The 26,249-nt window shown below is 41.9% G+C and carries 25 protein-coding genes and 2 tRNA genes; 5 read left to right on the top strand and 22 right to left on the bottom strand.

Annotated features, from left to right (window positions below; all coding sequences use genetic code 11):
• Positions 1–23 precede the first annotated feature (23 nt).
• The 6 genes from ACFPA1_RS13865 to ACFPA1_RS13840 form a co-directional block, all read right to left on the bottom strand.
• Positions 24–1,499 (bottom strand): sodium:solute symporter family protein, encoded by a 1,476-nt coding sequence (locus ACFPA1_RS13865; protein WP_213148355.1) that lies wholly within the window; start codon positions 1,497–1,499, stop codon positions 24–26.
• The gene (locus ACFPA1_RS13860) at positions 1,496–1,684 is read right to left on the bottom strand and encodes a DUF3311 domain-containing protein (RefSeq protein ID WP_378583754.1); all 189 of its coding nucleotides are present in this window, start codon (positions 1,682–1,684) and stop codon (positions 1,496–1,498) included. Before ACFPA1_RS13860 ends, ACFPA1_RS13865 begins: the two co-directional genes overlap by 4 nt.
• A gap of 187 nt (positions 1,685–1,871) precedes the next feature.
• Positions 1,872–3,413 (bottom strand): BCCT family transporter, encoded by a 1,542-nt coding sequence (locus tag ACFPA1_RS13855; protein WP_213148357.1) that lies wholly within the window; start codon positions 3,411–3,413, stop codon positions 1,872–1,874.
• A gap of 153 nt (positions 3,414–3,566) precedes the next feature.
• The gene (locus ACFPA1_RS13850) at positions 3,567–4,655 is read right to left on the bottom strand and encodes a tartrate dehydrogenase (protein ID WP_378583751.1); all 1,089 of its coding nucleotides are present in this window, start codon (positions 4,653–4,655) and stop codon (positions 3,567–3,569) included.
• A complete protein-coding gene (locus ACFPA1_RS13845) occupies positions 4,655–6,106 on the bottom strand; it encodes an aldehyde dehydrogenase family protein (protein ID WP_378583749.1) in 1,452 nt (483 codons plus the stop codon). Before ACFPA1_RS13845 ends, ACFPA1_RS13850 begins: the two co-directional genes overlap by 1 nt.
• On the bottom strand, positions 6,103–7,188 hold the full coding sequence (locus ACFPA1_RS13840) for an aromatic ring-hydroxylating oxygenase subunit alpha (protein WP_378583746.1): 1,086 nt from the start codon (positions 7,186–7,188) through the stop codon (positions 6,103–6,105). The genes ACFPA1_RS13845 and ACFPA1_RS13840 overlap by 4 nt, the downstream gene beginning before the upstream one ends.
• A 342-nt stretch (positions 7,189–7,530) precedes the next feature.
• Here ACFPA1_RS13840 and ACFPA1_RS13835 point away from each other — a divergent pair, with 342 nt between their 5' ends.
• Positions 7,531–8,880 (top strand): sigma-54 interaction domain-containing protein, encoded by a 1,350-nt coding sequence (locus tag ACFPA1_RS13835; RefSeq protein WP_378583744.1) that lies wholly within the window; start codon positions 7,531–7,533, stop codon positions 8,878–8,880.
• Positions 8,881–8,950: 70 nt separating this feature from the next.
• On the opposite strand, the gene tatC is transcribed toward ACFPA1_RS13835, so the two are convergent.
• The 3 genes from tatC to ACFPA1_RS13820 form a co-directional block, all read right to left on the bottom strand.
• Positions 8,951–9,712 carry a twin-arginine translocase subunit TatC gene (tatC, locus tag ACFPA1_RS13830; RefSeq protein WP_213148361.1) on the bottom strand — a complete coding sequence of 254 codons (762 nt, stop codon included), beginning with the start codon at positions 9,710–9,712 and terminating at the stop codon, positions 8,951–8,953.
• Positions 9,713–9,778: 66 nt separating this feature from the next.
• Complete coding sequence (locus ACFPA1_RS13825) at positions 9,779–9,985, bottom strand: twin-arginine translocase TatA/TatE family subunit (RefSeq protein WP_213148362.1); 207 nt, start codon at positions 9,983–9,985, stop codon at positions 9,779–9,781.
• Positions 9,986–10,070: 85 nt separating this feature from the next.
• Positions 10,071–11,822: an alkaline phosphatase D family protein gene (locus tag ACFPA1_RS13820; RefSeq protein ID WP_213148363.1), complete on the bottom strand. Its 1,752-nt coding sequence runs from the start codon at positions 11,820–11,822 to the stop codon at positions 10,071–10,073.
• A 374-nt stretch (positions 11,823–12,196) separates the two neighbouring features.
• Between ACFPA1_RS13820 and ACFPA1_RS13815 the strand changes: the two genes are divergently transcribed.
• The gene (locus ACFPA1_RS13815) at positions 12,197–13,171 is read left to right on the top strand and encodes an L-lactate dehydrogenase (RefSeq protein WP_378583741.1); all 975 of its coding nucleotides are present in this window, start codon (positions 12,197–12,199) and stop codon (positions 13,169–13,171) included.
• A 55-nt stretch (positions 13,172–13,226) separates the two neighbouring features.
• Here the strand turns inward: ACFPA1_RS13815 and ACFPA1_RS13810 are convergent, their stop codons facing one another.
• From ACFPA1_RS13810 to groES, 3 genes are all read right to left on the bottom strand, one after another.
• Complete coding sequence (locus tag ACFPA1_RS13810) at positions 13,227–13,667, bottom strand: hypothetical protein (protein WP_378583738.1); 441 nt, start codon at positions 13,665–13,667, stop codon at positions 13,227–13,229.
• A gap of 154 nt (positions 13,668–13,821) precedes the next feature.
• Entirely contained in the window at positions 13,822–15,456 is a 1,635-nt protein-coding gene (gene groL, locus ACFPA1_RS13805) for a chaperonin GroEL (protein WP_378583736.1), read from the bottom strand.
• Positions 15,457–15,498: 42 nt separating this feature from the next.
• Positions 15,499–15,786, bottom strand: coding sequence for a co-chaperone GroES (gene groES, locus ACFPA1_RS13800; RefSeq protein ID WP_213148367.1), 288 nt, complete (start codon positions 15,784–15,786; stop codon positions 15,499–15,501).
• 302 nt (positions 15,787–16,088) lie between these two features.
• Here groES and ACFPA1_RS13795 point away from each other — a divergent pair, with 302 nt between their 5' ends.
• Together ACFPA1_RS13795 and ACFPA1_RS13790 are read left to right on the top strand one after the other, a co-directional pair.
• Positions 16,089–16,811, top strand: coding sequence for a CPBP family intramembrane glutamic endopeptidase (locus ACFPA1_RS13795; RefSeq protein WP_378583734.1), 723 nt, complete (start codon positions 16,089–16,091; stop codon positions 16,809–16,811).
• On the top strand, positions 16,808–17,008 hold the full coding sequence (locus ACFPA1_RS13790; protein ID WP_213148369.1) for a YdiK family protein: 201 nt from the start codon (positions 16,808–16,810) through the stop codon (positions 17,006–17,008). Before ACFPA1_RS13795 ends, ACFPA1_RS13790 begins: the two co-directional genes overlap by 4 nt.
• Before the next feature lie 30 nt (positions 17,009–17,038).
• Here the strand turns inward: ACFPA1_RS13790 and ACFPA1_RS13785 are convergent, their stop codons facing one another.
• The 4 genes from ACFPA1_RS13785 to moaC form a co-directional block, all read right to left on the bottom strand.
• Positions 17,039–18,655, bottom strand: coding sequence for an acyl-CoA dehydrogenase family protein (locus tag ACFPA1_RS13785; RefSeq protein WP_378583731.1), 1,617 nt, complete (start codon positions 18,653–18,655; stop codon positions 17,039–17,041).
• Positions 18,656–18,789: 134 nt separating this feature from the next.
• The gene (locus tag ACFPA1_RS13780; RefSeq protein WP_378583729.1) at positions 18,790–19,215 is read right to left on the bottom strand and encodes a DUF4395 domain-containing protein; all 426 of its coding nucleotides are present in this window, start codon (positions 19,213–19,215) and stop codon (positions 18,790–18,792) included.
• A 152-nt stretch (positions 19,216–19,367) separates the two neighbouring features.
• Complete coding sequence (locus ACFPA1_RS13775; RefSeq protein WP_213148372.1) at positions 19,368–20,021, bottom strand: redox-sensing transcriptional repressor Rex; 654 nt, start codon at positions 20,019–20,021, stop codon at positions 19,368–19,370.
• 32 nt (positions 20,022–20,053) lie between these two features.
• The gene (gene moaC / locus ACFPA1_RS13770; protein WP_378583726.1) at positions 20,054–20,542 is read right to left on the bottom strand and encodes a cyclic pyranopterin monophosphate synthase MoaC; all 489 of its coding nucleotides are present in this window, start codon (positions 20,540–20,542) and stop codon (positions 20,054–20,056) included.
• Between the two features lie 164 nt (positions 20,543–20,706).
• On the opposite strand from moaC, the gene ACFPA1_RS13765 reads away from it, so the two are divergent.
• Positions 20,707–22,626 (top strand): ABC-F family ATP-binding cassette domain-containing protein, encoded by a 1,920-nt coding sequence (locus tag ACFPA1_RS13765; RefSeq protein ID WP_378583725.1) that lies wholly within the window; start codon positions 20,707–20,709, stop codon positions 22,624–22,626.
• Positions 22,627–23,178: 552 nt separating this feature from the next.
• Here the strand turns inward: ACFPA1_RS13765 and tsaD are convergent.
• The 6 genes from tsaD to ACFPA1_RS13735 form a co-directional block, all read right to left on the bottom strand.
• Positions 23,179–24,204: a tRNA (adenosine(37)-N6)-threonylcarbamoyltransferase complex transferase subunit TsaD gene (gene tsaD / locus ACFPA1_RS13760; protein WP_378583722.1), complete on the bottom strand. Its 1,026-nt coding sequence runs from the start codon at positions 24,202–24,204 to the stop codon at positions 23,179–23,181.
• Positions 24,201–24,650 carry a ribosomal protein S18-alanine N-acetyltransferase gene (rimI, locus tag ACFPA1_RS13755; RefSeq protein ID WP_378583720.1) on the bottom strand — a complete coding sequence of 150 codons (450 nt, stop codon included), beginning with the start codon at positions 24,648–24,650 and terminating at the stop codon, positions 24,201–24,203. Before rimI ends, tsaD begins: the two co-directional genes overlap by 4 nt.
• An 18-nt stretch (positions 24,651–24,668) precedes the next feature.
• On the bottom strand, positions 24,669–25,370 hold the full coding sequence (gene tsaB, locus ACFPA1_RS13750) for a tRNA (adenosine(37)-N6)-threonylcarbamoyltransferase complex dimerization subunit type 1 TsaB (protein ID WP_378583717.1): 702 nt from the start codon (positions 25,368–25,370) through the stop codon (positions 24,669–24,671).
• On the bottom strand, positions 25,367–25,822 hold the full coding sequence (gene tsaE / locus ACFPA1_RS13745; RefSeq protein ID WP_213148378.1) for a tRNA (adenosine(37)-N6)-threonylcarbamoyltransferase complex ATPase subunit type 1 TsaE: 456 nt from the start codon (positions 25,820–25,822) through the stop codon (positions 25,367–25,369). Before tsaE ends, tsaB begins: the two co-directional genes overlap by 4 nt.
• 163 nt (positions 25,823–25,985) lie before the next feature.
• Positions 25,986–26,062 (bottom strand) — tRNA-Asp (locus ACFPA1_RS13740).
• 3 nt (positions 26,063–26,065) lie between these two features.
• Positions 26,066–26,139 (bottom strand) — tRNA-Met (locus tag ACFPA1_RS13735).
• Positions 26,140–26,249 lie beyond the last annotated feature (110 nt).

Below are 26,249 nucleotides of genomic sequence, written 5' to 3'. Positions count from 1 at the left end.
TTTCTCCTTTTTCAATCCTATATTTAGGAGTTGATATTGTTTATTAATGGCTTTTGCATAGCCATTACCCTACTTGTGAAGACACTAATGGCAAGCATGATAAATGTGTTAATGGCAATTGCCACTACTCCAATATCCAGATCTTGGATCAAGTGCGGTGCGTGCGGGAAAAAACTTGCCATCGTTTTGTCTGTGATGGTAAAGTACGCAACCAAGGCGACACCTACAACCATGCCGACAGAAGCACCCATTTTACTAACAGGATTGCGCTTCATCAAGCTAAATGCTAATGGCGGGAATAGCTGCAGCACAAAACTATAAGCCATTGTCAATAGAGCAATCATTGTATTTCCGCCGAAAAAGGTAAAATATAACGATACTAATGAAATGATCGGCACAAAGATTTTCGTTAATTGAGCAAGCTTTTTGTCAGATGTTTCTGGCTTAATAGCTTTATAAACATTTTTTGATAATGTCGTAGCAGCTGTAAGGATTAATAAGGAACAAGGAACAAGGGCTGCCAATAACCCAGCTGAACCAACGACACCGATAAACCATGGCGGCAATGAGGCTTTTGCAATCTTAAATAAAGCGAGGTCGGATGCCGTTCCTTCCAAGTTAGGTAACTGTAACACCGCAGTAAAGCCGATAAATAAGATAAACACGAGAATGATTTGATATAAAGGCAAAATGGCCGTGTTTTTCCTTAAAGCAGATTCACTCTTGGAAGATAAACTAGCTCCAAAGCAATGCGGCCACATGTACTGCCCCAATGCAATGGTTAGACAGATGGAGACATACCAAGAAATACTCAAACCTTGATCAGGCATTAACAGGAATCCTGGTTTAGCTTGTTCCAATGTCTCGAACATTGGCTGAATGCCGCCATAATAATGGATTGGCAAATAAATACCTAAAAACAAAATAACTACAAGCATAAGCAGGTCTTTTAAAACTGCTGTCCAAGCTGACCCGTGAATACCTGAAATATATACAAAAATCGTTACAATAATCATTCCAACCCAAACGGCAATTTTCGGCGGAATCATTCCGTAGGATGCCTCGGACACAATAATCTGAAAACCCTTTAATTGCAAAACAATATAAGGGATCATGGATATAACACCAATTACAGCAACAAGCAACCCTAAGGATTTACTGTTATATTTCTTCGCAAAAAAGTCGGATTGTGTCAGCAAATTATGCTTTTTTGCATAACGCCAAATAGGTGGCAAGATCCAAAATGGAATCACATAGGTCAACGCACAAAAAATGTAGATGGTAGGACCTCCCATTCGATATGCGCCACCACTGGCACCCAGGAACACAAAGGTGGAAAACATTTCACCAGCCATTAATACGAACATGATGAGAGAACCGAAATTTCTCTCCGCAACCGCCCACTGCTCAAGCTTCATTTCTTGCCCTTTACGCGCACGAATTCCCAAGTATATAGCTGCAAATAGGGTTAATCCAATAATTAGAATCGAGCTATTCATTGATTTTCCTCCTGTTTATCATAGATAGCATTACAGATATATAGGCAGACAGAAGTTAACACCAGCCATAAAGCCGACCAGAATACAATAAACGGAAGGCCAAGTACATAAGGTTCAATTCGATTGATGACAGTTAGTGAGCCGATAGCGGGAATGATGGTTAATAAAGCAATCCATTTCTTCATGGGGTAAAATTCCTTCCTAAATAGAGTGGTGATTGTTTTGCTGCATAACAATAGTTCGTAGAAGTTGATATCCGAAATATAATATAGAATATTGATAATAGTCAGAAAATAAAATAGATACTTTGAGAAACTATACCTCTCCTAGTATGAATCAGTTTATGATTAGGAGAGGTTGATATAAGTTCCTTTATAATGCTTTCTTTTCAAGAGTTTCTGTATTTTTAGCTGTTTTGTTGCTTGATATCTGAACTAGTTCAGCTTTGAGCCCTTTGAAGGTTGAATAACACATAACCAACATTAGTATGGCAAGCGGGATGGATGTTGCGACAAGCGCTGATTGCAGTCCCTTTAAGCCGCCAGTTAAAATTAGAACAGCAGAAACCGCAGCAATGACGACACCCCAAATGATTTTAGTAATTTGAGTAGGATTTGGATTACCGTTTTCACTGATCATTCCCAATACAAAAATAGCAGAATCCGCAGATGTAATAAAGAAAATAATCACGAGTACCATTGCCAAGACAGATAAGAACGTGCTCATTGGGAAGAAATCAAAAAACTTAAATAAGGCAGATGTTACATCTGAAGAAACAGCTTCAGCAATTGCTGTTTTACCGTGATTTTGAATTAGGTCGAGTGCCGAACCTCCCATAACAGCAAACCACAAAAAGGAACCGAGAACCGGAATAAAGACAGCACCCATCATAAATTCTTTAATGGTTCTTCCTTTTGAAATCCTCGCTACAAAGCTTCCTACAAGCGGAGCCCAGGCAATCCACCAGCCAAAATAGAACAGCGTCCAACTACCAATCCATTCACCTTTCCCCGCATTATACGGCTCCATGCGAAAGGACATGCCGATAAAGTTTTGGGCATAATCGCCAATTCCTTGTAAAAAGATTTTAAAAATGGACTGTGTAGGTCCAAGAATTAACATAAATCCTAATAAAGCGAATGCTAGCAGCATATTAAGATTGGACAAGTGTTTAATACCGGCCTGCAATCCAGAAACCGATGATGAAAGATAAAGAATCGTTGTAATAGCAATGATGATAACCTGAATATAAAAACCTACTGGAATACCCCAAAGATAATTCATACCGCTGTTTACTTGCAATGTTCCAAAACCAAGGGAAGTAGCAATTCCAATAACAATGGATAAAATAACTATGATATCAATAAATTTTCCAAAAGAACCTTTAATCTTGTCACCAACTAATGGATAAAAAACAGAACTTAATGATGATGGCAACTTCTTTCTAAACTGGAAAAATGCTAAAGAAACACCAACAACAGCATAGCATGCCCACGCGGAAACTCCCCAATGCAGATATACAATTTGCATCGCAAGCTTTGCTGACTGCTCAGAATTTGCCTTCCCAAAAGGAGGGTCAATATAATAGGAGACAGGTTCTGCCACGCCCCAAAAGACAAGGCTGATGCCAATCGACGCGCTGAAAAGCATGGCAATCCATGTAGCTGTTTTATATTCCGGACGGTCGGAATCATCGCCTAAACGGATATGGCCAAATTTTGATATGGCAATATACATACAAAAGGCAAAGAAAACAAACACACTTCCAAGAATAAACCAACCTAAGTTGTTATAAATAAAGCCTAGTGATGAATTTGAGAAATTCTCCAGTTGCTTCGGAGCAAAAATACCGACACTGATTAGCAACAGACTCAGAACTAATGAAATATGAAAAACAGCTTTCTTGCTATTCATCTAATCACCCTTATCAGTAAATTTCAATTTTTTCCTCTTAATTACTTGTAAGCGATTTCCAAAAGTTGTATAAAAATAAAGAAAATTATTTATAATCAAAAATAATATAGCAGTCTATGGAGGAATTTCTCCTCATAGACCGCCGATCAAACATTATTTTAACACTTTAGATGCTGCGAGAGATCTGACAATACCTTCCACTCGGTCTCCTACCTCAGATGTAGAAGCGGTTCCCTTCATATCTGGTGTTAGAATCTTACCTTCCACTAGCAGCTCCTCGATGGCATCTAGAACTAGCTTTCCATAGTTTTCATATCCAAGGTGATCCAACAGCTGACTTGCGGACCATATCGTTGCCAACGGGTTAGCTAAACCAAGACCTGCAATATCCGGCGCAGAGCCATGAATCGGTTCAAACATCGATGGGAAGTTTCTTTCAGGATTGATGTTCGCACCGGCAGCCAGTCCAATTCCTCCAGCTAAAGCGGCACCTAAATCTGTTAAAATATCACCAAATAAATTTGAAGTAACCACTACTTCAAACCGTTTCGGGTCGGTTATCATCAGCATCGCAGCTGCATCAACGAGATAGGAGGCCGTTTTCACATCCGGGTAGTCTTTGCTGACTTCCTCAAATACTTGATCCCAGAAAACCATTGAATAGTTTAAGGCATTACCCTTACTGATACTAGTCAGAGATTTGCCTTCTTTTCTTGCTGTTTCAAAAGCGTAGCGGATCACCCGTTCAGTGCCTTTGCGGGAAAACACTCCGGTTTGCAGCACGACTTCATTTTCTTGGCCCTTAAATAACCAATCACCAGCTCCGGCATACTCCCCTTCACTGTTTTCACGGATAAACAGCATGTCCACATCTTTCCGATTAATATCTTTCAATGGACATGGTGCGCCATTGATTAACTTAATGGGACGGATATTGATGTATTGGTCAAAGCTTTTTCTGATTTTCAACAACAAGTCCCATAAGGAAATATGGTCAGGTACACCCGGAAATCCGACTGCACCTAGAAAAATGGCGTCAAAGCCCTTGAGCTTTTCGATTCCATCCTCATCCATCATGACACCGTGTTTAGAATAGTACTCACAGCCCCATGGAAAATAGGTGTACTCGAACCTTAGGCTGCCATCTAACTCTGCAATTTTATTTAAAACCTTTATTCCTTCCTGCAATACCTCGGGGCCGATTCCATCCCCGGGTATTACAGCAATTTTATATGTGCTCATTATTTGTCTCCTCGGTTCCAAACAACTAATTTCAATTCTGTCATTTCCTCAACTGCATATTTGATCCCTTCGCGTCCAGTTCCGCTTTCCTTCACGCCGCCATATGGCATATGGTCTACCCGGAAAGTAGGAATGTCGTTGATCATCACAGCCCCGACTTCTAGCATTTCGCTTGCAAGTAAAGCCTGATCAACATTTTTTGTATAAACCCCAGCCTGGAGCCCGTATCTTGAATCATTTACATATTCAATTGCTTCTTCAACGGAACTTACCTTATTCACAATCACAACCGGAGCAAATACTTCCTGGCAAGACACCTTTTGTTTCGGGTCAACATTGGTTATAATAGTCGGCTCTAAAACCCCATCTTCTGTAAGCTTACCGCCAGCTACTATCTCTGCGCCATTTTGCTTCGCTTCTTCAATCCAGACTGCCGCGCGCTCTGTTTCTTTTTTGGAAATTAACGCTGATATATACGTATCAGGGTTTAACGGGTCACCTATTTTTAATAGTTTTGCCGCCGCCGCAAACTTTTCAACAAATTGATCATACACATCTTCATGGGCATACACGCGCTGCAAAGAAATACATACTTGGCCTTGGTTGGAGAAAGCCCCCATCACACAGCGGTCGATGATTTGATCAATATTTGTATCTTTATCTAAAATAACTGCCGCATTAGAGCCAAGTTCTAAAGTTGTTCTTTTCAATCCCGCTTTATTGCGAATCGCAATACCAACAGCCGGGCTACCCGTAAATGTAATCATCGCCACTCTATCATCACGGATGATTGCTTCCCCTACGACTGATCCAGCTCCTGTTACCACATTTAAGACACCGTTAGGAAGGCCTGCTTCCTTGAAAAGCTCTGCAATATATAGGGCAGATAATGGTGTTTGAGACGCCGGCTTTAACACAATGGAATTACCTGATGCAATCGCCGGACCAACCTTATGGGCTACTAGATTCATTGGGAAGTTGAACGGCGTAATTGCACCAATAACTCCAATCGGCTTGCGGACCGTATACCCGATTCTTCCTACTCCGCCAGGAGAAGCGTCAAAAGGAAGGGTTTCCCCGTGAATTCTTTTTGCCTCTTCCGCTGCAAATTTATAGGTTTCAATTGTTCTTGAAACCTCTCCTCTCGCAAAAGAAATCGGCTTAGCTGACTCTCTTGAAATAACTTCTGCCGCTTGGTCTAACCTTTCTTCCAAGAGTTTTACGACATTTTCCAAAATAGCTGCCCGCTGATAGGACGGCATTTTGGAAATTACTTGAAAGCCGGCTTGAGCTGATTTTATGGCGTCCTTTGTCAGTTTTTCATCTGCCATTGCAATCTCAGCAATCAGCTCTCCAGAATATGGGGAGTAAAGAGGGGCATATTTTGCCGCCTCTACGTCTGCTCCATTAATAAACAAATGCTTTTTCTCAGCTGCTGCCACCTTACTCATCGCCCTAATGCCTCCAATACCATGTCGTGGAATTGTACGATTGCCTTTTCGGAGGAAGAATAAACTCCTTGGTTAAAGGCACGGGAACGGAATCCAATCTGCTCCAACTCTACTAACTCCACATCTTCTTGTCTTACTTGCTCGGCAAATGTGACAAGGTCCTGTTCTTCTTGGGATAAATTCTCATCCCTGAAATAGTAAGTGTATACTCCTAAAGTTGTTTCGTGGTCAATCGGAACCATTTGAATGGTTGCCATATTGGCAGGTCCTGGATAGATCGTTACCATTAGGTTTGGCCATAACCAGTAGAACTCCCCGCCTTGGAATTCTGCTTCATTTAAGTCAGTTGATCCCATTGTTTTATCCGGTTTAACCACTGATGCTTGAACGGAATAGTTTTGGCAAGTAACAATTTGATAGTTTTTCATATCAAGTGTTGCTACAAAGCTAGGATGTGCAACATGGCAATGGTCACACTCTAAATAGTTATCGATAAACGCCTTCCAGTTTGCTTTAATCACACGTGTTTTTTGGTTAATTCTCTTAAGTTCGCCTAAGAATGGGAACTTTGCTAGACGATCGAAGAAATCGCCGTACACTTCAGCTAAAGGTGCAGCATGATCATCAAGATTAACGAAAATGAGTCCCTCACCAATTTCCATTTTTACAGATCGTAAGCAGCGGTCGCTGACACAATGGGCATCTTCGCCAGTGAAGTTTGGAGCCTTATTCAACTGTCCGTCTAAATGGAATGTCCAGCCGTGGTAGCCGCAGGCAAAAATTTTCTTCGTTCCAGCGTCTTCTTTTTCAAGTTTTGTTGCACGGTGCGGGCAGACATTGTAGAATGCACGAATCACTTCGTCTTTGCCGCGGGTAACAAGAATTGGCTCGCCTGCAACTTCACAGGTAAAGAACTGGCCGACCTTCTCAACTTGACTTACATGACCGACTAATTGCCATGACTTAGCGAACACATCATTCATTTCCTGCTGATACACCTTTGGGTCTGTGTATAAATCATAAGTTAATGTTCTTTCATAGACTTTGTTCGACTGGTTTACGACTGGATTATAAGTTGCCATACTAATTCTCTCCTTTTATTCTTAAAATTTTTTATTCACAAGATAAATTGCTATAAATCTTCTAGATTACTAGATTGAGTCAGAAACAATTCATCTTACTTGTTCCCCAAAAACGGATGAATGCAGAATAAACCGTTTACAAGAGAACGAATATTTTGTTAAATTGTATTAGTGTGATTTAAATCACTTATCTTTTCTTAATGCAAGTATCGTGCCAATTATTAAAAACGCGTTATATTTAGGAAAAGTGTCAATTTCTATTCACTTCTTAGTTTAAAATTGAGTTATTTTCAACTCATTTGAATTATAATCAACTCAGACCGAGTAAGGAGCTGTCCTCCTATGTTAGAAAATATCCACATACCTGAAATAACAGGTGAAACATTAAGAAAGATCTTAGACCATTCTTCTGATGAAATATTTGTTATTGACCGGGACCAAAGGATTATTTTTGTTAATAGTGTTTGCGAAAAGCATTACGGCTTAAAGCCAGAGGATGTGGTTGGAAAACTAAATGTGGAATTACTTGAAATGGGGTATTGGAAGCCCTCGATTATACCTTTGGTTTTTAAGGAAAAGAAGCCAGTAACCATCCGGCAGTCCACCTATATTGGGGCTGAGCTATTAACGACGGCCGTTCCGATATTAAACGAAGAAGATGAAATTGAACTAATTGTCACGACCTCACAGGAGATGCAAACATTTAAGCAAATAAAAAAAGAAAGAGAAAGTCATCCAGCGGAATCTCCTCACTCCACTCCAATCACGAATTGTCAAAAGATGAAGGACATTCTGAAGGTCTGTGAAAAAATTGCGAAGGTAGATTCAACCATATTAATTCAGGGAGAATCCGGAACAGGAAAAGGCGTACTGGCTCAGTACATTCATGACATAAGCAAGCGGAAAAACAAAACATTTCTGAAGCTTAACTGTGCAGCCCTGCCTGAAGACCTGCTCGAATCAGAGCTTTTCGGTTATGCCGAAGGAGCTTTTACCGGTGCCAGCAAGCATGGTAAAAAGGGATTACTGGAGATAGCGGATCAAGGGACATTGTTTCTGGACGAAATTGGTGAGCTTCCTTTGTCGCTGCAAGCAAAATTATTGCAGGTCATCCAGGAAAAACAATATCTGCCGATTGGCGGATACGAAATGAAAAAAGTGGATGTCCGGATCATCGCCGCGACAAACCGCGATTTAGTTGAAATGGTGGGGAACAAAGTTTTTCGCGAGGATTTATTTTACCGTTTAAATATCATCGATATTCACCTGCCGCCGCTAAGGGAGCGCAGAGAGGACATTATTCCTCTGACTTATAATTTTTTATATAAATTTAATAAAAAATATGAGATGAATAAAATTATCTCTCAAGAATGCATGAATATCTTTTATGGATACTCATGGCCGGGAAACATCCGCCAGCTTGAAAATGTAATGGAAAGGCTCGTTGTCACCAGCGACTCTACCATCCAGAGATATGACCTGCCTGAGCTCATTTCGCAAAACATCCAGCCGCAAACTCAGTACAGCCTTCCCGCAAAACTCGACGATGCCATTGAGCATGTAAAGAGTACGTTAATTGTCCAGTCGTATAAAAAACATAAGAGTTCGAGAAAAGTAGCAAAGGATTTAAATATCAGCCAGACCCGGGCTGTAAAGCTAATCAGCCAGTATTGCGGGGAAGTTGAAGAGTAATTGATAGAAGATTTATTCAAAAAAAGGTTGCGGGAGTTCTCCCGCGACCTTTTTTCTTAGACAATAGGCATTATGAATATGACTGTCCGCTTTCTGCTAAGCCATGGTTTTCTAGAGCGGCCTCAAGCTGCAATTTTTTTCTGTACACAATTCTAGACAGCGATACGCTCACCTCATATAGAACAAGCAATGGCACAATTACCAGAACATCCGAGAGGAAATCTGGCGGAGTGATAAGAACGGATACGACAATCAGTCCAAAATAGGATAGTTTCCTAGCCTTGGCCAGCCTAACCGGATTGAGAATCCCTAGTCTCGTTAAAAACATGACAACAAGCGGCATTTCAAACAGAAATCCAAACGGAAGTGTAAGGTTGATCATGAACCTGAAATATTTTTCCGCGGTGAACATCGTTTCAAATTGTCCAGCTGACAGTTTGGTTAAAAATCCGAGAACGATTGGAAACAGCACAAAATACCCAAATGAGATCCCCGCTATAAACAACAGAAATAGCCCAGGTATGAACCTTAAGGTTACCACCCTTTCTTCACGATGCAGTGCGGGTGCCACAAAGCGCCAAATCTGGTAGGCAGCAACCGGAATGGCTGCCGCGATTGCAAATACGGCCGCAATCATCATGTAGACCCAAAGGATGTCACTTGGACCAAGGACTGCCAGTTTACCATCAAGATCTTTTACAAGCCATTTATAAATATCCTGCGCAAAAATAAAACTGGTGATGAGAAAAGCAATAAATGCCAGCAACGTGATAATCACCCGCCGTCGAAGCTCCTCTAAATGATCTCCCAGATGCAGCTCTTTGTTTTCCATCCTTTGAACCCTCCTATTTTTACACAGAAAGAGAGCGGACGTGTAGCCTCGCCTGCTCTCTTTCCATTAGTTTTCTTTTTTCACAGCGGAAAGCGCGGGTTTTTTCGCTTCCTCTTTGTTGTCATCAGATACTAAATCCTTTGCCGCACTTTTAAATTCGGTTAATGTCCGACCAAATGCCCGGCCGATTTCCGGCAGCTTGGATGGCCCGAATATGATCAGAGCAATGACAAGCACTAAAATTAATCCTGGAATACCGATATTGGAAAGCATTTTGGATCATCTCCTTTTTACGTAATTGGCAGCCACCAGTATGTTTCAAATAACTATGTGCCATTCATCCATTTTTCTGTTTGATTTAATTAGGAACGGCTTCTTTTTTGCGCTTTTTCTCCAATTGAATTTCATGCGCACGGGCGTGGGCACGGTGGCGGTCTTCTTCCACTTCTGCAGACATTTGGACACCCATAGGCACCGTAGTGGTTGCTATTTCCTTAAGCCCGTTCTCGTCTTTCTCATAAACAAATGATGCTCTTGTTGAAATATCTGCTCCCAGCTCGGTCACGAATGGAACGACACGATAATCGGCGCGCCATTGTTCTGGAGTGACCTGGCAGCGAACGTAACCGCGGTAATTATTAAAGAATTTGATGTGCGGGTTGTCCGCTAAAGTTTTCGCCGTGTCAGCACGCAAATCGGAGCCGTTTCCACCGGAAGTAATCGAAGTCCCGACAAACTCGGCGCCAAAAATTGGAGCATCAGGATTGTTATAATCAGTAGTCAGGTTGCTAGCCCAGCTTGCATGAACATCTCCTGTAAGAACAATTACGTTATCCATGTTCTTGCCGGCAATAAAATCTGTCACACGTTGGCGTTGGGCCGGATAGCCGTCCCATGAATCCATGCTGAACTTCGGCGGAGTACTTGCAGATTTGCGCTGTGCAAAGAAAATCTGCTGAGCAAGAACGTTCCAATGAGATTTCGAGTTTCCTAGATTGTCAAACAGCCATTGTTCCTGTTGAGCACCAAGAAGAGTCCGTTTTGGATCTAAGGATTCAGGTGTATGAGCTTTCGATCCATCGCCATTCGCCTGGTCATCACGGTACTGGCGTGTATCAAGGACAAGGAAGTTTGCCAAATCACCATAAGCGAAATCCCGGTATAATTGCATGCCGCCTTCTTGAGGAAACTGCGACTTGCGAAGCGGCATATGCTCGTAATAAGCCTGATAAGCAGCAGCACGACGCTTGATAAATGCTTCAACAGACTGCCCTTTTTCAGGAGTAATATTTGCGTAATTGTTTTCCACTTCATGGTCATCCCATGTCACCACCCAAGGGAATGCAGCATGCGCTGCTCTGAGGTGTTCATCGGAACGATACTGGGCATAGCGGTTGCGGTAGTCTTCAAGAGTGATTATTTCGTCACCTTGATGGGCACGGACATTACCCGTTGGCGAAAGATATTCATTTGTGCCGTATTCATATATGTAATCTCCGAGATGGAACACAAGATCTAGGTCCTCTTTGGCCAAATGCTTGTAGGCCGTATAATAGCCGTGTTCAAACTGCTGGCAGGAAGCGAATGCGAATGTCATGCTTGCTACACTGGCACCTGCTGCAGGAAGTGTCTTTGTTTTTCCAACAGGGCTTAGTTCATTTCCACACTTGAAACGGTAATAATAAACCGTATTGGCCTTTAGGCCGCTCACTTCAACGTGAACAGAGTGTCCGAGACTAGGTGAAGCATGTTCTGTTCCCCGCCCGATGACGTTGCGGAAGTTTTCATCAGTAGCAAGCTCCCAATTGACCGGAACGACATGAGACGGCATTCCTCCGCCATTCAATGGATCCGGAGCTAGTCTTGTCCACAAAACGACGCTGTCTGACAGGGGATCGCCAGAAGCAACACCAAGGGTAAATGGATAGACACTGAAATTTGGAGCAGCTTCTACCTTAAATCCGCCCAATGAATTAGCAATGGCAAGTCCCAGGGACACCCCCGCTATTTTGCCGGCTCCATGAAGGAAACTGCGGCGGTCAATATTTTTCTTCATACTATCTTCGGTAAACTTCCTTACTAGTTCGTCCAATGCTCTCTCATTTGTCATGATTTTTCTCCTCTCAGGATTAAAATTCTGAACCACAAATTTGATTATATTTGGCATTTGTTAATGGCGTATAAAGATATGTAAATAGATGGATATTACGGCGAATATCCCCATTTTATAATAATTAGACTTTCAGATGATAAATGGATGGATGTTCCTCAATAAATGGGGTTATTTCTTTAATCAACGGGAAATTATCCTAATTTTTCATAGTCCTATTTTCTTGGTTTTTTTTATTTTATTTTCAAAAGAAATTTACAAACAAAGATATATATTGAGCGAAATGAGGCAGAAGTTAGTAAATTAACAAAAAATAAAAACTATTTTCCCTATTGTGATAAAATAATTACATTGATTGTTTAGGAGGTTAACCAATGAAAAGAAATAAGTTAGTTGTTGTAGGAGTGGGCCATGTCGGCTCATATGTTCTGGCAGATGCCATGAAATTAGGATTATTTGCGGAAATTGCAGTCATTGATAGCTATAAGGATGTTGCTTTTGGTGAAGCGCTCGACCAAGCGCATGCAACCTCTCTTACCTATATGTCGAACACAACGGTCCGTTCCGGTGATTATTCCGAATGTGCCGATGCGGACGTGATTATCTGCGCTGCCGGCCCGAGTATGCTGAAAAGCGAAGATGATAAGATGCCGGACAGAGCCCAGTTGGCAGCTGTTAATGCAGAGGTCATTCGTGAAGTCATGACGGGAATCACGAAATATACAAAAGACGCCATCATTATTTTGATTACAAATCCGTTAGATACTATGGTCTACATAGCAGAAAATGAATTCGGCTATCCGAAGGGACGGGTATTTGGAACCGGCACGATGCTTGATTCCGCCCGCCTTCGTAAAATCATTGCCGACAATTATGACATCGATCCAAAAAGCGTAACAGGTTATATGATGGGCGAACACGGCCATACCGCTTTCCCAGTATTAAGCCGCTTAAACGTGCAAGGATTCGGCGAAAAAGAATTAGACCAAGTTTTTCAAGGTAAAGAACCATTAAGTCGTGAGAGAGTTAAGCAGCAGGTGGTAAAGGCAGCCTTTGATGTGTTAAATGGTAAAGGGTGGACCAATGCCGGTGTTGCACAGGCCGCAGTTACACTAGCTAAGGCGGTTATGCTGGATGAACGCAGTGTGTATCCTGTTTGCACCACCTTACACGGACAATATGGCTATGATGGCGATGTTGCCTTAAGTATGCCATGCATCGTCGGCAGAAATGGTGTGGAGCAGCAATTGGAAATTTCAATTGATTCTCAAGAAATGGAATGGCTGCATCAATCGGCTGAGTATATTAAAGAGGCGATGAAAGTAGCAAAGACAGGTAAGAATTCGTAATAACAACAACAAAACCACTTCCTAGTTGGCTATAGGAAGTGGTTTTTGCAATTGATTATTTATGATAGTATCGTTTTCTTTGTTTTTCCTTAGAAATGGCATTATAGTTATTTAATTTTGTAAACCGCTTTTTCTTTTTTAAGTACTTTTCGTTAAGTACTACCACTTTCCGGTGTTCGGTGGTCATGTATTTTCGGTATATTGATTTATATTTTTCAATTCCGAAATGACCTAATATATAAATTGGGAGGATCATGCATACGTGGATGACCAATTGCAGAATTACATCAAATTCAGTCCCAATAACGTATTTAGCCATTACAGCATGAGCCAAAAGAGAAGCCATTAAAATGATTACTATATTACAAATATGGAAAGGGACAGTATCTGTTTTTTCATGTAACACCCGCTCTAGTTCAGACTTAATATAAAGAGTTGTAAATACTGAGATCACAATCACGAACAGGGAAACAAAGTATGTAAGAATAGTGTTCATTTTTTCCGATCCCCCCACTCTCATGTTCTGAAACGAAAACTATATTTCCATTGTAACACAAGAAATGGAAAAAGAAGCTTCCCATAAGTTTGCTCAACTTACGAGAAGCTTCCAATCATGTTATTTATTCAAACCCTAGATATTGGGGCTGATATTACATCATGCCGCCCATTCCACCCATACCGCCCATGTCAGGCATACCCATGCCTGCACCAGCTGGTTCTGGCTTGTCAGCTACAACTGCTTCAGTTGTTAAGAACATAGCCGCAACAGAGGCTGCGTTTTGAAGTGCAGAACGAGTAACCTTAGTTGGGTCAACGATACCAGCTTCGATCATGTTTACCCATTGGCCGCTGGCAGCGTTGAAGCCTGTACCTACTGCTTCATGCTTTAAGCGCTCAACGATAACAGATCCTTCAAGACCAGCGTTGGTAGCGATTGTGCGGACTGGCTCTTCCATCGCACGTAAAACGATGTTGATACCTGTTTGCTCGTCGCCTTCAGCTTGAAGCTCAGCCACTTTGCTGTATACGTTAAGAAGGGCAACACCACCGCCGGATACGATACCTTCTTCAACTGCAGCACGAGTTGCGTTTAATGCGTCTTCGATACGAAGCTTACGCTCTTTTAATTCTGTTTCAGTTGCAGCACCAACTTTGATCACTGCTACACCGCCAGCCAATTTAGCAAGACGCTCTTGTAATTTTTCCTTGTCAAATTCAGAAGTAGTTTCTTCTAATTGAACGCGGATTTGATTAACGCGACCTTGGATTGCTTCAGTGCTTCCTGCACCTTCAACAATTGTTGTGTTTTCTTTTGTGACAACGATTTTAGCAGCGCGTCCTAAAGATTGAATTGTTGCGGACTTAAGGTCACGGCCAAGTTCTTCAGTGATCACTTCAGCACCAGTTAGAGCAGCGATATCTTCAAGCATTGCCTTACGGCGGTCACCAAAGCCAGGAGCTTTAACAGCAACAGCATTGAAAGTACCACGAAGCTTGTTCAGTACTAAAGTTGCAAGTGCTTCACCTTCAACATCTTCAGCAATCAGCAATAATGGCTTTCCTTGCTGTACCACTTGCTCAAGAACAGGCAGGATTTCCTGAATGCTTGTGATCTTCTTATCAGTGATTAATACAAATGGATTGTCTAAGATAGCTTCCATTTTGTCAGTATTTGTAACCATGTATGGGGAAGCATAGCCACGGTCAAATTGCATACCTTCAACTACATCCAATTCAGTAGTGAAGCCTTTAGATTCTTCGATTGTAATAACGCCGTCGTTGCCAACGCGCTCCATTGCTTCAGCGATTAATTGGCCAACTTCTTTGTCATCAGAAGAAATAGCGGCAACTTGAGCGATCGACTCTTTGCCTTCAATTGGTTTAGAAATAGCTTTAAGCTCTGCTACAGCAGCAGTAACTGCTTTTTCGATCCCTTTGCGGATGCCCATTGGGTTAGCACCTGCAGTTACGTTCTTTAAGCCTTCGCGAATCATCGCTTGAGCAAGAACTGTTGCAGTTGTTGTACCGTCACCGGCAACATCGTTTGTTTTGCTTGCTACTTCAGCAACAAGCTTTGCACCCATGTTTTCAAATGCATCTTCAAGTTCGATTTCTTTAGCGATGGTTACACCGTCGTTTGTGATTAATGGTGAACCGAATTTTTTCTCAAGAACCACGTTGCGTCCTTTAGGTCCAAGAGTAACTTTAACTGCATCTGCAAGTGTATCAACACCGCGAAGCATTGCGCGGCGAGCGTCTTCACTAAACTTAATCTCTTTAGCCATTGTTAAAAAACCTCCTCTTATAATTAAAGCTAGTTATTTTTCTTATTCTCCAACTACAGCAAGGATGTCGCTTTCACGTAAAATTAAGTATTCAGTACCTTGGTATTTCACTTCAGTACCAGCGTATTTTGAGAAGATGATGCGGTCGCCTTCAGAAACTTCAACAGCTACGCGCTCGCCATTGTCAAGCACACGGCCAGTACCTACAGCTACAACTTTTCCTTCTTGAGGCTTTTCCTTTGCTGTATCCGGTAATACGATACCGCTTGCAGTTTTTTCTTCTGATTCAACGAGTTCGATGATAATGCGATCACCTAATGGTCTTAACATTCAAACAACCTCCTCAAATATGTGTTATTCGGTCATTTATTAGCACTCGACTATGATGAGTGCTAACACAATTATTATAATAATCAATCTAAAAATCTTTTGCAAGTCTGATGCATAAAATTTATTAAAAAAAGTTACCCTTTTTTTCCACCTTATAAAGTATGGATAAAATCCATATTTCTATTCAATTCTTTTCAAAGCAGGCATTCAAAATTGAAACTAATTTGTCATTAAAGGTAGAATGAAGAATAGTGATTGATTACATTTCGATTGGAAAAAATAGATGGAAAAGGAGTTTTGACTTGAAAAGGGAATACTGGATTGTCCTTATTGTTTATATTGCCATGCAGCTTTCCAGCTTTGCCGGGATTCCTGCATTTATGTTTGGATTTCGCCTTTTTGGATGGAGGCAGGAATTTGTGGTACCGGTTTGGCTAATCACAAGTTTCACCCTTGCCTTTCTCATCATTCTTGTTATCCTAAGAAAAGAAATGAAGCCTGGGGTCCATAGTGAAAGAAACACTTCAATCGGTCATTCGATAAAGTGGGCGATTTTAGGGGTTTTCCTTGCCCTATTTGCCCAATATACGGCTGCCATCATTGAGCGCCTTATTGGGATTGAATTGGGCTCTAAAAATACACAGGAAATCCTCACGATCATTAATGCCTTTCCTTTGGCCATTCTTGTAACGAGTATTATCGGCCCTATTTTAGAAGAAATTGTGTTTCGGAAAATTATCTTTGGGGCTTTTTATAAACGGTTTAATTTCTTTATTTCTGCCCTAATCAGCTCGGTGGTCTTTGCGCTTGTCCATATGGAGCCTGAGCATCTGCTTATTTACTCGGCGATGGGCTTTACCTTTGCTTTTCTTTATGTAAAAACCAAACGCATCCTGGTGCCGATTTTCGCCCATGTATCCATGAACACGATGGTCGTCCTTGTTCAGTCGGTTTATAAGGATGACATTGAGCGGCTGATGCGTGAGGCAGAGGCAGTTCAAAACTTTATCGGAGGATTTCTATGAAACGTTCACCTTTGTTTTCTGGTTTGATTTATTTAATACTTGGTGCCCTGTTCACCTATTTTGCTATCGATGATGTCCAAAATAATGGCTGGGGCTTCTTCAGCTACCTTTTGGTCATCCTCGCCACCTTTGATTTTGGGTCAGCCTTAAAGATGATTGTTTTTCATTTTAAGTATAAGGGGCAAATGAAAAAATGAGGCTGTCACATTTAAACAGCCTCATTCTTATTAATCTTCGATTTCCTTTAGCGCAATCTGCTGATAAGTTTTAAAGAATGAATCACAGAATAAATCCCATTCGGCAGCGGCTTCCATCGAGGCCTCGCTTACTTCTCCTAAAACCGGTCGTTGTAATAAGTCTTCAAGCTGTTCGGAGAACTTTTTAATAGATTCTATCGGTGCACCTTCCAATACGCTAGCCACAAACTCGGCAGGTGAATACCAATCAGAAACCCTGGCCAAATCGCGGTAGATTTGCGTTAGAAGCAGATTACGCGGTCCCTCCCACTGTTCGTTTACGACCACATCGCGGAAGATACGCGGCAGCGACGAAAATTCCTCCATCACTCCATGACCAGCAAACACGGAGATAGCCTCCCGTAAAATTTCCGCCCCCTCATTCGTTGCACAGATTTTCTGCAGCAAGACAAGTTCACGCAGATTAAATAACTTTTTCCTAACTTCAATTGGATGGTCCGATTTAATTCCTGGATTAAGCGGCTTATCCAGCTGCAAGAAAAGATTATAGATTTTGAATGCCCCCGCCGTCGTTCGCTCAGCGGCATGCTGGAGTCGTTTCAACTTGCTTGCTGCGAGTGGATAGTCTTTTACCTTCTTTCCAAAAACACTTCGGAAATCACTGTACAAATTTGCCTCCCGAGAGGCCCTCAGCATAAACCCAGCACAGGCAATTCCAATTTCCAACCGCGACAAGGTCAATACAATTCCGACTGCAACTGCAATCCCCTTATCCTTTGGACCGATTGGATAGGCGCGCGCCCCCTTATATTGAATCTCCCCTGTTGGCAGCTCGGCTGTGCCAAGCTTCCATTTGATCCGATTAATCTCGTACCCGTTGCGTTTCTCCTTCTCCTTATCCCCCGGAAGCCAGGATGGTACGATAAATGTCGAAACTTTGTCAGTTCCCGATATTTTTGCCGTTACCACCGAATAATCGGCATGAGCCGCAGAACAGAAAAACTTATTCCCATACAAACGATAACACTTGCCTTCCGGAACCGCTTCCAAAACATTGGCCGGCAAATCAGAACCACCCTGGATTTCTGTCATAAATTGAGCGCCAATGGCAAATTCGCCATTTAGCCCTTCTTTTGTATGATTTAATATATCTTGAAGTTCTGGATAATCCTCATCCGGAAACTGGTCAAGCAAAGCCACTAAACCATGTGTACAAGTAAGCGGACAGGTTACTCCCGCCTCACCCAGCTGGTGAATTAGCATTCTTTTCACAAAGCTTTCCCAAGGTGTCATATTTCTGGAAAAAAGACCTTCTCCGAAAATTTCATTCTCTAATTGATGAACTTCTTGAGGACGGACAATCCGGTCAATCCGATTATTAAAAGCATCAAAGTGAAGCATGTAGGGGCGGACTTCCGGCCTGGCAATTCTTTCAGCTAACCGGTTCCATTTTGCAGATACTGTTGGCGAAAAGGATAATAGTTTTTCGTGGACTTGGCTGTGCTGAGAACCCGTAAATTTCTTAACCGCTTTTTGTAAAAACGGTTCATCACGATACCAATCAAGGTTGTCACGTTTTTCGAGAAATTCATCAAAGCTGTAAGAATTTTTTCCTTTCGCTTCTGTCTCTTGGGAAACAAGCTTCATAAAAACGCCACTCTCCTCATGAATGATAATTCATAATTTTCAATTTAATTTTAAATGTAAGGATATGGCAGCGTCAAATATAAGTAGAAAACAAAAAAAAGGCCGAACTAATCAGACCTCATAAAAAGATATCTTTATTGCTGCGCCCTTCTATAACGGTATTGGTTCCACTGAAAATAAATAAAGCATCCGATGCAAAAACCTAGAATTGCCACAAAGGCAGCCACCGCGACAAGAATCGTGAACACATAGCCAACACCATTCCATCCCAGCAGGAATCCTACAAATCCAATTCCCAAACACGATACGGCAATTTTTTGATTAAATTGCTGCTGCTCCCAATCCTCAGGGATATAAGCCTTTGGGTCCTTTCTTAAAAATAGTTTTGCTATTTGCATAATCGGATTAAATCCGAATAAAAGACCAGACATACCGGCAACAAACGGCACTAACAAAAACCATTCCTGTCCGGATAACCATGTTAACACAACACTTAAAACAATCGTCCACTGGTTTGTTTTCACAAGCGGCCGTGGGATTGAACGAACTTTTTCTGTCATTTTAATTCCAACCTTTCCTATTGGATTACGATAATTACTCGTGTAATCATTTTACCCGCTTCAACTCCCTTTGTATAGTGATCTGTTTAGGAAAAATGTTTCCAAACGAAAAATGGGCCTCTCACCATTTTGGCGAGAAGCCCATTGATTATTTATTCTTCTACTTCGTGGTTTGGATAATGCTTTAAAAAGTAAACAAGTGATTGCAGCTCCACCGCCAGGTCAATATGATGCACGCGGATCGATGAAGGTACATTCAGTCTCGCTGGTGTAAAGTTTAAAATCCCTTTTACATTCGTTTTCACAAGCTTGTCTGTAATCTGCTGTGCAACCGGGGCCGGCACCGTCAAAATCGCCACCGAAATATTTTCCTCAATCAAATACTGTTCTATATCGTCCATCGAATAAACGGGAACATCGCCTATCGAACCGCCAATTTTTCCGGGGTCCACATCGAAGGCACAAGCGATTTTTGTATTATTATTTTTTAAAAAATTGTAGTGTAAAAAGGCTGTGCCGAGATTACCCACCCCGATTAACGCTACCTTTGTTAATTCATCTTGATCAAGTGTTTTCCGGAAAAACGATAACAAATAGTTTACGTTATAGCCGTACCCCTTTTTCCCAAGGGCCCCGAAATAAGAGAAATCCCTGCGAATAGTGGCCGAGTCCACCTTTACTGCTTCACTCAATTCTGCAGATGACACCCTCTGCTTGCCAGAAGAATGAAGGTTTTGTAAAAATCGATAATATAAGGGCAGACGCTTTGCTGTTGCCTGTGGTATTTTCATCGTTTCATTGGACATATTTCTCCCACCCTTCAATTTTAATGGATATATTAGATTTCTCTTCTAAAATCACCGTTTTTGCCGCCGGTTTTTTCCACCAGAAAGGTTGGTCCAATCACCATCCCTTTATCAACTGCCTTACACATATCATAGACGGTCAGGGCACAAACAGAGGCGGCTGTTAGCGCTTCCATCTCAACCCCCGTACTGCCTTTGGTTTTCACTGATGCAGCAATATGCAGTGTATATTGTTCCTGCCCGGCCTGCTCCCACGAAAAACTAATATTGATACCTGTCAATGGAATCGGGTGGCACATTGGAATGATATCCCATGTCTTTTTCGCTGCCATCACTGCAGCAACCTGGGCAACTGCTAAGACATCGCCCTTTTTCATTTCGTGGTTTGTAATTTTTTCATAAATTTCAGTGCATACGGATATGCTTGACTGGGCTATCGCCGTGCGTGCCGTTTCCGGCTTATCGCTGACATCGACCATCTTGGCCCGGCCTTCTTCATTAAAATGAGTAAATTCAGCCATAAAGAAAATCCTCCTACAAAAAATAATACATTATTTTTTTGTCTATGTGTGTGAAACTTTGAACTAACAGTATATTTTTTTATCATTCCATTAAAAAATTTCACTTCATTGCCGACTTCCGGGTAATACGGTACACTAGTCGTAAGGTAATAGAGGTGAAAAAGATGATTTTATTACAGGTTAACCAACTACAAAAATATTATGGTGCTGAACTTATTTTATCGAATATAAAACTGGAATTACAATCCCGTGACCGTGTTGCTTTAGTCGGCCGTAACGGAGCTGGGAAATCAACATTATTGAAAATAATCGCCGGAGAAATGGGCTATGACGGCGGCGAAATCATTAAACCAAAGGATGCTACCATTGGTTATTTGGCGCAAAATACGGGTTTAGAGTCCCATTTGTCCATCTGGGAGGAAATGCTGACGGTTTTCGAGCATCTTCAGGCGATGGAAAAATCGCTCCGGAAGCTGGAAGAACAAATGGCCAATCCTGCTGTTTTCGGGGACCCAGGAAAATATGAAAAGGTATTAAAGGAATATGATGAACTGCAAGTTCAATTTAAAGAGCAGGGCGGCTATCAGTATGAAGCCGATATCCGCTCTGTCTTGCATGGATTAAATTTTTCTGATACTACGTTAATGATTTCAAGTCTAAGCGGCGGACAAAAAACGCGTCTTGCGCTCGGCAAGCTGCTGCTGACAAGACCTGATATTTTAATTCTGGACGAGCCTACCAACCACTTGGATATCGAAACCCTTTCCTGGCTTGAGCAATATCTGCAGGGCTACGCTGGCGCTATTTTAATTGTTTCGCATGACCGCTATTTTTTGGATAAAGTCGTTACAGAGGTGTATGAACTATCGCGCCGTCAAATTCAGCGATTTACCGGAAATTATAGCTCTTATCTTGATCAGAAAGCGGCCAATTATGAACGCGACATGAAGGTTTATGAAAAGCAGCAGGAGGAAATTGCCGCCTTAAAGGATTTCATCCAGCGCAACATCGCAAGGGCCACTACTACTAAGAGGGCGCAAAGCCGGAGGAAGAAGCTTGAAAAAATAGAAATCATGGACCGGCCATTAGGCGATGAAAAATCCGCTTCCTTCTCATTTGAAATTGAGAAGCAAAGCGGCAATGATGTGTTGATTGTTGATTCACTAGCTGTCGGCTATGATGGCGAGAAGGTTTCCAAGGATATTTCCTTTCGTGTGTATAAAGGCGACAGCATTGCCCTTGTCGGCCCTAACGGAATCGGGAAGTCGACCCTTTTAAAAACAATTATTAAAAAGCTTCCCGCTTTGGCTGGAACTATTCAATACGGAACCAATTTGTCCATCGGGTATTACGATCAGGAACAAGCCAACCTAACTTCCAATAAACGGGTCTTAAACGAACTATGGGATGAATATCCACTTAAACCGGAAAAGGAAATCCGCACGGTGCTTGGGAATTTTTTATTTTCCGGTGATGATGTGCTTAAAAACGTTTTGTCCTTAAGCGGCGGCGAAAAAGCCCGCCTAGCCCTTGCCAAGCTAATGCTCGAGAAAGCAAATTTATTAATATTGGACGAACCTACCAACCATTTGGATTTGGACAGCAAGGAAGTACTTGAGAATGCCTTAATTGATTATCCAGGTACTATTTTGTTTGTCTCACACGACCGTTATTTTATTAACAGAATCGCAACTAAGGTACTAGAATTGAGCCCCGAGGGCAGCACTGAATACCTCGGCGACTACGATTATTATGTGGATAAAAAGCTGGAGCAGGAGGAACTTACGGCACTTGCATTGGCTGCCTCCCAGAAGAAGGTTTCTGCTTTAGAGCCTGCTGAAAAAAACAGTTATCAACAGGATAAAGAAACTAAAAAACTGGAACGCCAGAGAAAACGCAAATTGGAAGAAATCGAGGAACGCATTTCAGAGCTTGAAGAAGAGATTCAGAATTATGAACAGCAATTATGCGAGCCAGAAGTTTTTCAGGACCATGAAAAGGTTTTAGAGATTAATTTAAAAAATGAAAAGGCTAAGGCCGAGCTTGACGAATTAATGGAAGAATGGGCCGAACTGGCAGAATAATGTGGATAACCGGACTGCTGGAGTCCGGTTTTTTAATGTGCTTGTAATCCAAAAGGCCTAATTTTCCACAGAATTATTCACATTGTAAATGCCATTATTTCAGTTATCCAATTAACTTTTCCACATTATCCACAAAAAAACGTCTATTTATCCACATTATCAACATTACCCACTGAATTATCCACAAGTCATTTGAATTTTCCACTTTTTCAAAAAAATTTTATCCACAAAATTGCTATTTTTATATTAGCCAAAATTTAATCAAATGTTTGTTTAACTCTTAAAATGCCTATATTTTAAGCATTTGCCGTTTTCAATCAATCGTTTGATTAGTTTATTGCCCATATCAATTAAACGTTTGATTAGTTTATCAACCAAATCAATCAAACGTTTAATTAGATTTTTTTATAAAGAAAACTCGCCGATTGGCGAGCCCCTAAGGGCGAAGACAGAGGCGTAGTTGCACTTATGCGTTAAGGAAGTATAAAGCTTTCGACAGAAAGTTTATACTTTCTTATTAGCTTAAAAAAGACCCTTCCTTGTTAGGAAAGGTCAGGTGTTATATGTTTCTATATCCAATCCAGGTATTGCGTTTAGTGATAAGTCTGCTCGAATTCCCTTTTCAAACATGACACTTCCGGCAGCGGCTATCATGGCTGCGTTGTCTGTGCATAAGGATAATGGAGGAATGACTAATTCAACATCCACTTTATCTGAAAATGCCTTTTCCAAGGCTGCTCGAAGCCCCTTATTGGCTGCTACTCCTCCGGCCAATAATATTTGGTTGACACCATATTCTGCAACGGCTCTTACGGTCTTCGTCACCAATACGTCAATGACACTTTCCTGAAAGCTCGCGGCCAGATTCTCCGGAGCAATCGTCTCACCACGCTGCTCGGCATTATGAACCGTATTAATGACCGCTGATTTTAAGCCGCTAAAGCTAAAATCATAGGAGCCTTCCTCCAGCCAGGCTCGGGGCAAATCAATAGTCGGACTGCCTTCATGGGCCAAACGGTCAATATGCGGACCGCCTGGATATGGCAGATTTAACGTTCTTGCAACCTTATCATAGGCTTCCCCCGCTGCGTCATCCCTTGTTTCCCCAATTACCTCAAATTGTCCATGCTCTTTCATATAGACAAGCTCCGTATGGCCCCCTGAGACCACTAAAGCCAACAAAGGGAATTTCAGCTCTGTCACCAGCCTGTTTGCATAAATATGACCGGCAATATGATGGACTGGCACAAGCGGTTTATTATGAGCAAACGCGAGTGCTTTGGCGGCATTGACGCCAATTAATAGGGCACCCACCAGACCTGGCCCTTCCGTTACCGCAACAGCATCAATTTCGGCAAATGATAGATTCGCCTGCTTTAATGCCTCTTCTATCACGACCGTGATCTGTTCAACATGATGACGTGAGGCAATTTCCGGAACGACCCCGCCAAACCGTTTATGACTTTCAATCTGCGAGGCAACCACATTGGCCGTTATCTCTCGGCCATTTTTGATAATCGCCACCGCCGTTTCATCACAGCTTGTTTCAATTCCTAATATCAACTGATCTTTTTTCATAAATTCACCCACATTACCAGCGCATCCTCCAAATTATCTGAGTAATAATTTTTCCGGATTCCGCCATTTTGAAACCCCAATTTTCGATAAAGAGACTGAGCGACATGATTCGTTACCCTTACCTCTAAGGTCATGCTTCTTGCACCCCTCTCACGGCAGACGGATATCAGCTTTCGCATCATCATCTCCCCAAGCTTTTTGCCGCGGTATTCAGGAAGAATCGCGACATTCGTCACATGACCTTCATCAATAACAACCCAAACTCCACAATAGCCAATAATTTTATTTCCATGTTCGAGGACGATATAAACAGCAAAGTTATTATTGTGCATTTCATTATAAAATGCTTCCCTGCTCCACGGGGTTGTAAATGATGCATGCTCAACCTCTAATACTTGGTCGATATCCTCTTCCCTCATGTAGCGAAAAACATAAGAATCTTCCATCTTTCTCTATCCTTATCTTTATAAAGTTTTCCCTTGCGCCTCTAACCACTTTGCTTCCGCTTCTGCTAACCGAATGTAATTAGGGACAAAGGTGTGTACGTCTTCCCCTTGTTTGTCTTTTCCCAGCATGGCCAGCTCGGACGGACGGGGATTGTTTTCTGTTATGCTTGAAAAAACGGCCTGAGTACCAAGTCTCTCTGTTATTCTTTCACGGTGAATTGACAGATCATTGCCGACAAATAGAACCGGTTTGCCCAATTCGGATAACTTCCCTGCCCAGTCAACCGCCATTGTTAATTGATCAGGCTCAATTACTTTTAGCTCTCCATTCTCGACTTGATACAGACCTGTATAAACCTGTCCCCGTCTCGCATCGAATATCGGGGAAATAAGCCCGTCAAAATATCGCCCGGGCCCTGCTGCCAGAATTTCAAGGCTTGATATTCCAACAAGTGGAATGTTTAAAGTCCATGCTAGCGTTTTTGCTATCGTAACGCCGATTCTAACGCCTGTATAAGATCCTGGGCCTTTGGCGACGACGATTTTTGTTAAGTCGGACGGCACCCTTTCGCAATCCTTCATTAACGTCTGAATGGCAGGCATGATCCGAACAGAATGGTTCTTTTTCAAATTTGTTATGTACTCGCCGAGTACTTCTTTCTCTTCTAAAAGTGCTACTCCTAAGGCATAATTAGACGTATCAATTGCTAAAATGGTCATGCCAAAATCTCCTTACATAATTGCTCATACCGCTCACCTTTTGGTACCAATACCAATCTTCTATGGTCTTCCCGATCGCGATATAAATAAATAGTCAGCAGTTCCCCTGGCAGCTGGTCTTCAATTAAATGAGCCCACTCAACCACTGAAACCCCATCGCCTTCAAAATATTCATCAAAGCCCAGGTCTTCCATGGAATCTGCTACCCGATAGACATCCATATGATATAATGGCAGCTTGCCTTTATATTCTTTAATAATCGTAAAAGTTGGACTGTTAACAGTTTTTTGTATATCTAAACCTTTTGCCAAGCCCTGGGTAAAGGTGGTTTTTCCTGCACCCAAATCACCCTCAAGTGCTATCACATCACCCGGCTGCAAAAGCTCAGCCAATCTTGCGGCAAAATGTCCAGTTTCCTCCGCATTAGCTGTCTTCCATTCAAATTGGTTCATAGCATCACCTTTTAACCTTACCATATCTATATCTTCATTTTACCTTAATTACGTGCAAAAAAAACCTTAGGAAGCTTCCTAAGGGTGTAATTATATATGTATGAAACAAAAATAGGCATAAAAAAAGCCGAAACATTGTTTCGTGCTTGTTTTTACGTATAAATGGCGGTCTGGACGGGACTCGAACCCGCGACCTCCTGCGTGACAGGCAGGCATTCTAACCAACTGAACTACCAGACCGAATTGCGGGGGCAGGATTTGAACCTGCGACCTTCGGGTTATGAGCCCGACGAGCTACCGGACTGCTCCACCCCGCGATAATAATATTATATGTGTTAAAAAACACAGCCTGGCAGCGTCCTACTCTCACAGGGACTTGCGTCCCAACTACCATCGGCGCTGAGAAGCTTAACTTCCGTGTTCGGGA

Origin of the sequence: Neobacillus sp. GCM10023253 (assembly GCF_042653105.1) — a bacterium.
Lineage (GTDB): Bacteria > Bacillota > Bacilli > Bacillales > Cytobacillaceae > Neobacillus > Neobacillus citreus.
Note: the sequence above shows the minus strand (reverse complement) of the source record. Positions and strands in the feature narration are given on the sequence as shown.

Excerpts from the sequence above, each read along its gene's own strand:
- ACFPA1_RS13865 (WP_213148355.1), bottom strand. The coding sequence starts at position 1,499 with ATGAATAGCTCGATTCTAATTATTGGATTAACCCTATTTGCAGCTATA.
- ACFPA1_RS13860 (WP_378583754.1), bottom strand. The coding sequence starts at position 1,684 with ATGAAGAAATGGATTGCTTTATTAACCATCATTCCCGCTATCGGCTCA.
- ACFPA1_RS13855 (WP_213148357.1), bottom strand. The coding sequence starts at position 3,413 with ATGAATAGCAAGAAAGCTGTTTTTCATATTTCATTAGTTCTGAGTCTG.
- ACFPA1_RS13850 (WP_378583751.1), bottom strand. The coding sequence starts at position 4,655 with ATGAGCACATATAAAATTGCTGTAATACCCGGGGATGGAATCGGCCCC.
- ACFPA1_RS13845 (WP_378583749.1), bottom strand. The coding sequence starts at position 6,106 with ATGAGTAAGGTGGCAGCAGCTGAGAAAAAGCATTTGTTTATTAATGGA.
- ACFPA1_RS13840 (WP_378583746.1), bottom strand. The coding sequence starts at position 7,188 with ATGGCAACTTATAATCCAGTCGTAAACCAGTCGAACAAAGTCTATGAA.
- ACFPA1_RS13835 (WP_378583744.1), top strand. The coding sequence starts at position 7,531 with ATGTTAGAAAATATCCACATACCTGAAATAACAGGTGAAACATTAAGA.
- tatC (WP_213148361.1), bottom strand. The coding sequence starts at position 9,712 with ATGGAAAACAAAGAGCTGCATCTGGGAGATCATTTAGAGGAGCTTCGA.
- ACFPA1_RS13825 (WP_213148362.1), bottom strand. The coding sequence starts at position 9,985 with ATGCTTTCCAATATCGGTATTCCAGGATTAATTTTAGTGCTTGTCATT.
- ACFPA1_RS13820 (WP_213148363.1), bottom strand. The coding sequence starts at position 11,822 with ATGACAAATGAGAGAGCATTGGACGAACTAGTAAGGAAGTTTACCGAA.
- ACFPA1_RS13815 (WP_378583741.1), top strand. The coding sequence starts at position 12,197 with ATGAAAAGAAATAAGTTAGTTGTTGTAGGAGTGGGCCATGTCGGCTCA.
- ACFPA1_RS13810 (WP_378583738.1), bottom strand. The coding sequence starts at position 13,667 with ATGAACACTATTCTTACATACTTTGTTTCCCTGTTCGTGATTGTGATC.
- groL (WP_378583736.1), bottom strand. The coding sequence starts at position 15,456 with ATGGCTAAAGAGATTAAGTTTAGTGAAGACGCTCGCCGCGCAATGCTT.
- groES (WP_213148367.1), bottom strand. The coding sequence starts at position 15,786 with ATGTTAAGACCATTAGGTGATCGCATTATCATCGAACTCGTTGAATCA.
- ACFPA1_RS13790 (WP_213148369.1), top strand. The coding sequence starts at position 16,808 with ATGAAACGTTCACCTTTGTTTTCTGGTTTGATTTATTTAATACTTGGT.
- ACFPA1_RS13785 (WP_378583731.1), bottom strand. The coding sequence starts at position 18,655 with ATGAAGCTTGTTTCCCAAGAGACAGAAGCGAAAGGAAAAAATTCTTAC.
- ACFPA1_RS13780 (WP_378583729.1), bottom strand. The coding sequence starts at position 19,215 with ATGACAGAAAAAGTTCGTTCAATCCCACGGCCGCTTGTGAAAACAAAC.
- ACFPA1_RS13775 (WP_213148372.1), bottom strand. The coding sequence starts at position 20,021 with ATGTCCAATGAAACGATGAAAATACCACAGGCAACAGCAAAGCGTCTG.
- moaC (WP_378583726.1), bottom strand. The coding sequence starts at position 20,542 with ATGGCTGAATTTACTCATTTTAATGAAGAAGGCCGGGCCAAGATGGTC.
- ACFPA1_RS13765 (WP_378583725.1), top strand. The coding sequence starts at position 20,707 with ATGATTTTATTACAGGTTAACCAACTACAAAAATATTATGGTGCTGAA.
- tsaD (WP_378583722.1), bottom strand. The coding sequence starts at position 24,204 with ATGAAAAAAGATCAGTTGATATTAGGAATTGAAACAAGCTGTGATGAA.
- rimI (WP_378583720.1), bottom strand. The coding sequence starts at position 24,650 with ATGGAAGATTCTTATGTTTTTCGCTACATGAGGGAAGAGGATATCGAC.
- tsaB (WP_378583717.1), bottom strand. The coding sequence starts at position 25,370 with ATGACCATTTTAGCAATTGATACGTCTAATTATGCCTTAGGAGTAGCA.
- tsaE (WP_213148378.1), bottom strand. The coding sequence starts at position 25,822 with ATGAACCAATTTGAATGGAAGACAGCTAATGCGGAGGAAACTGGACAT.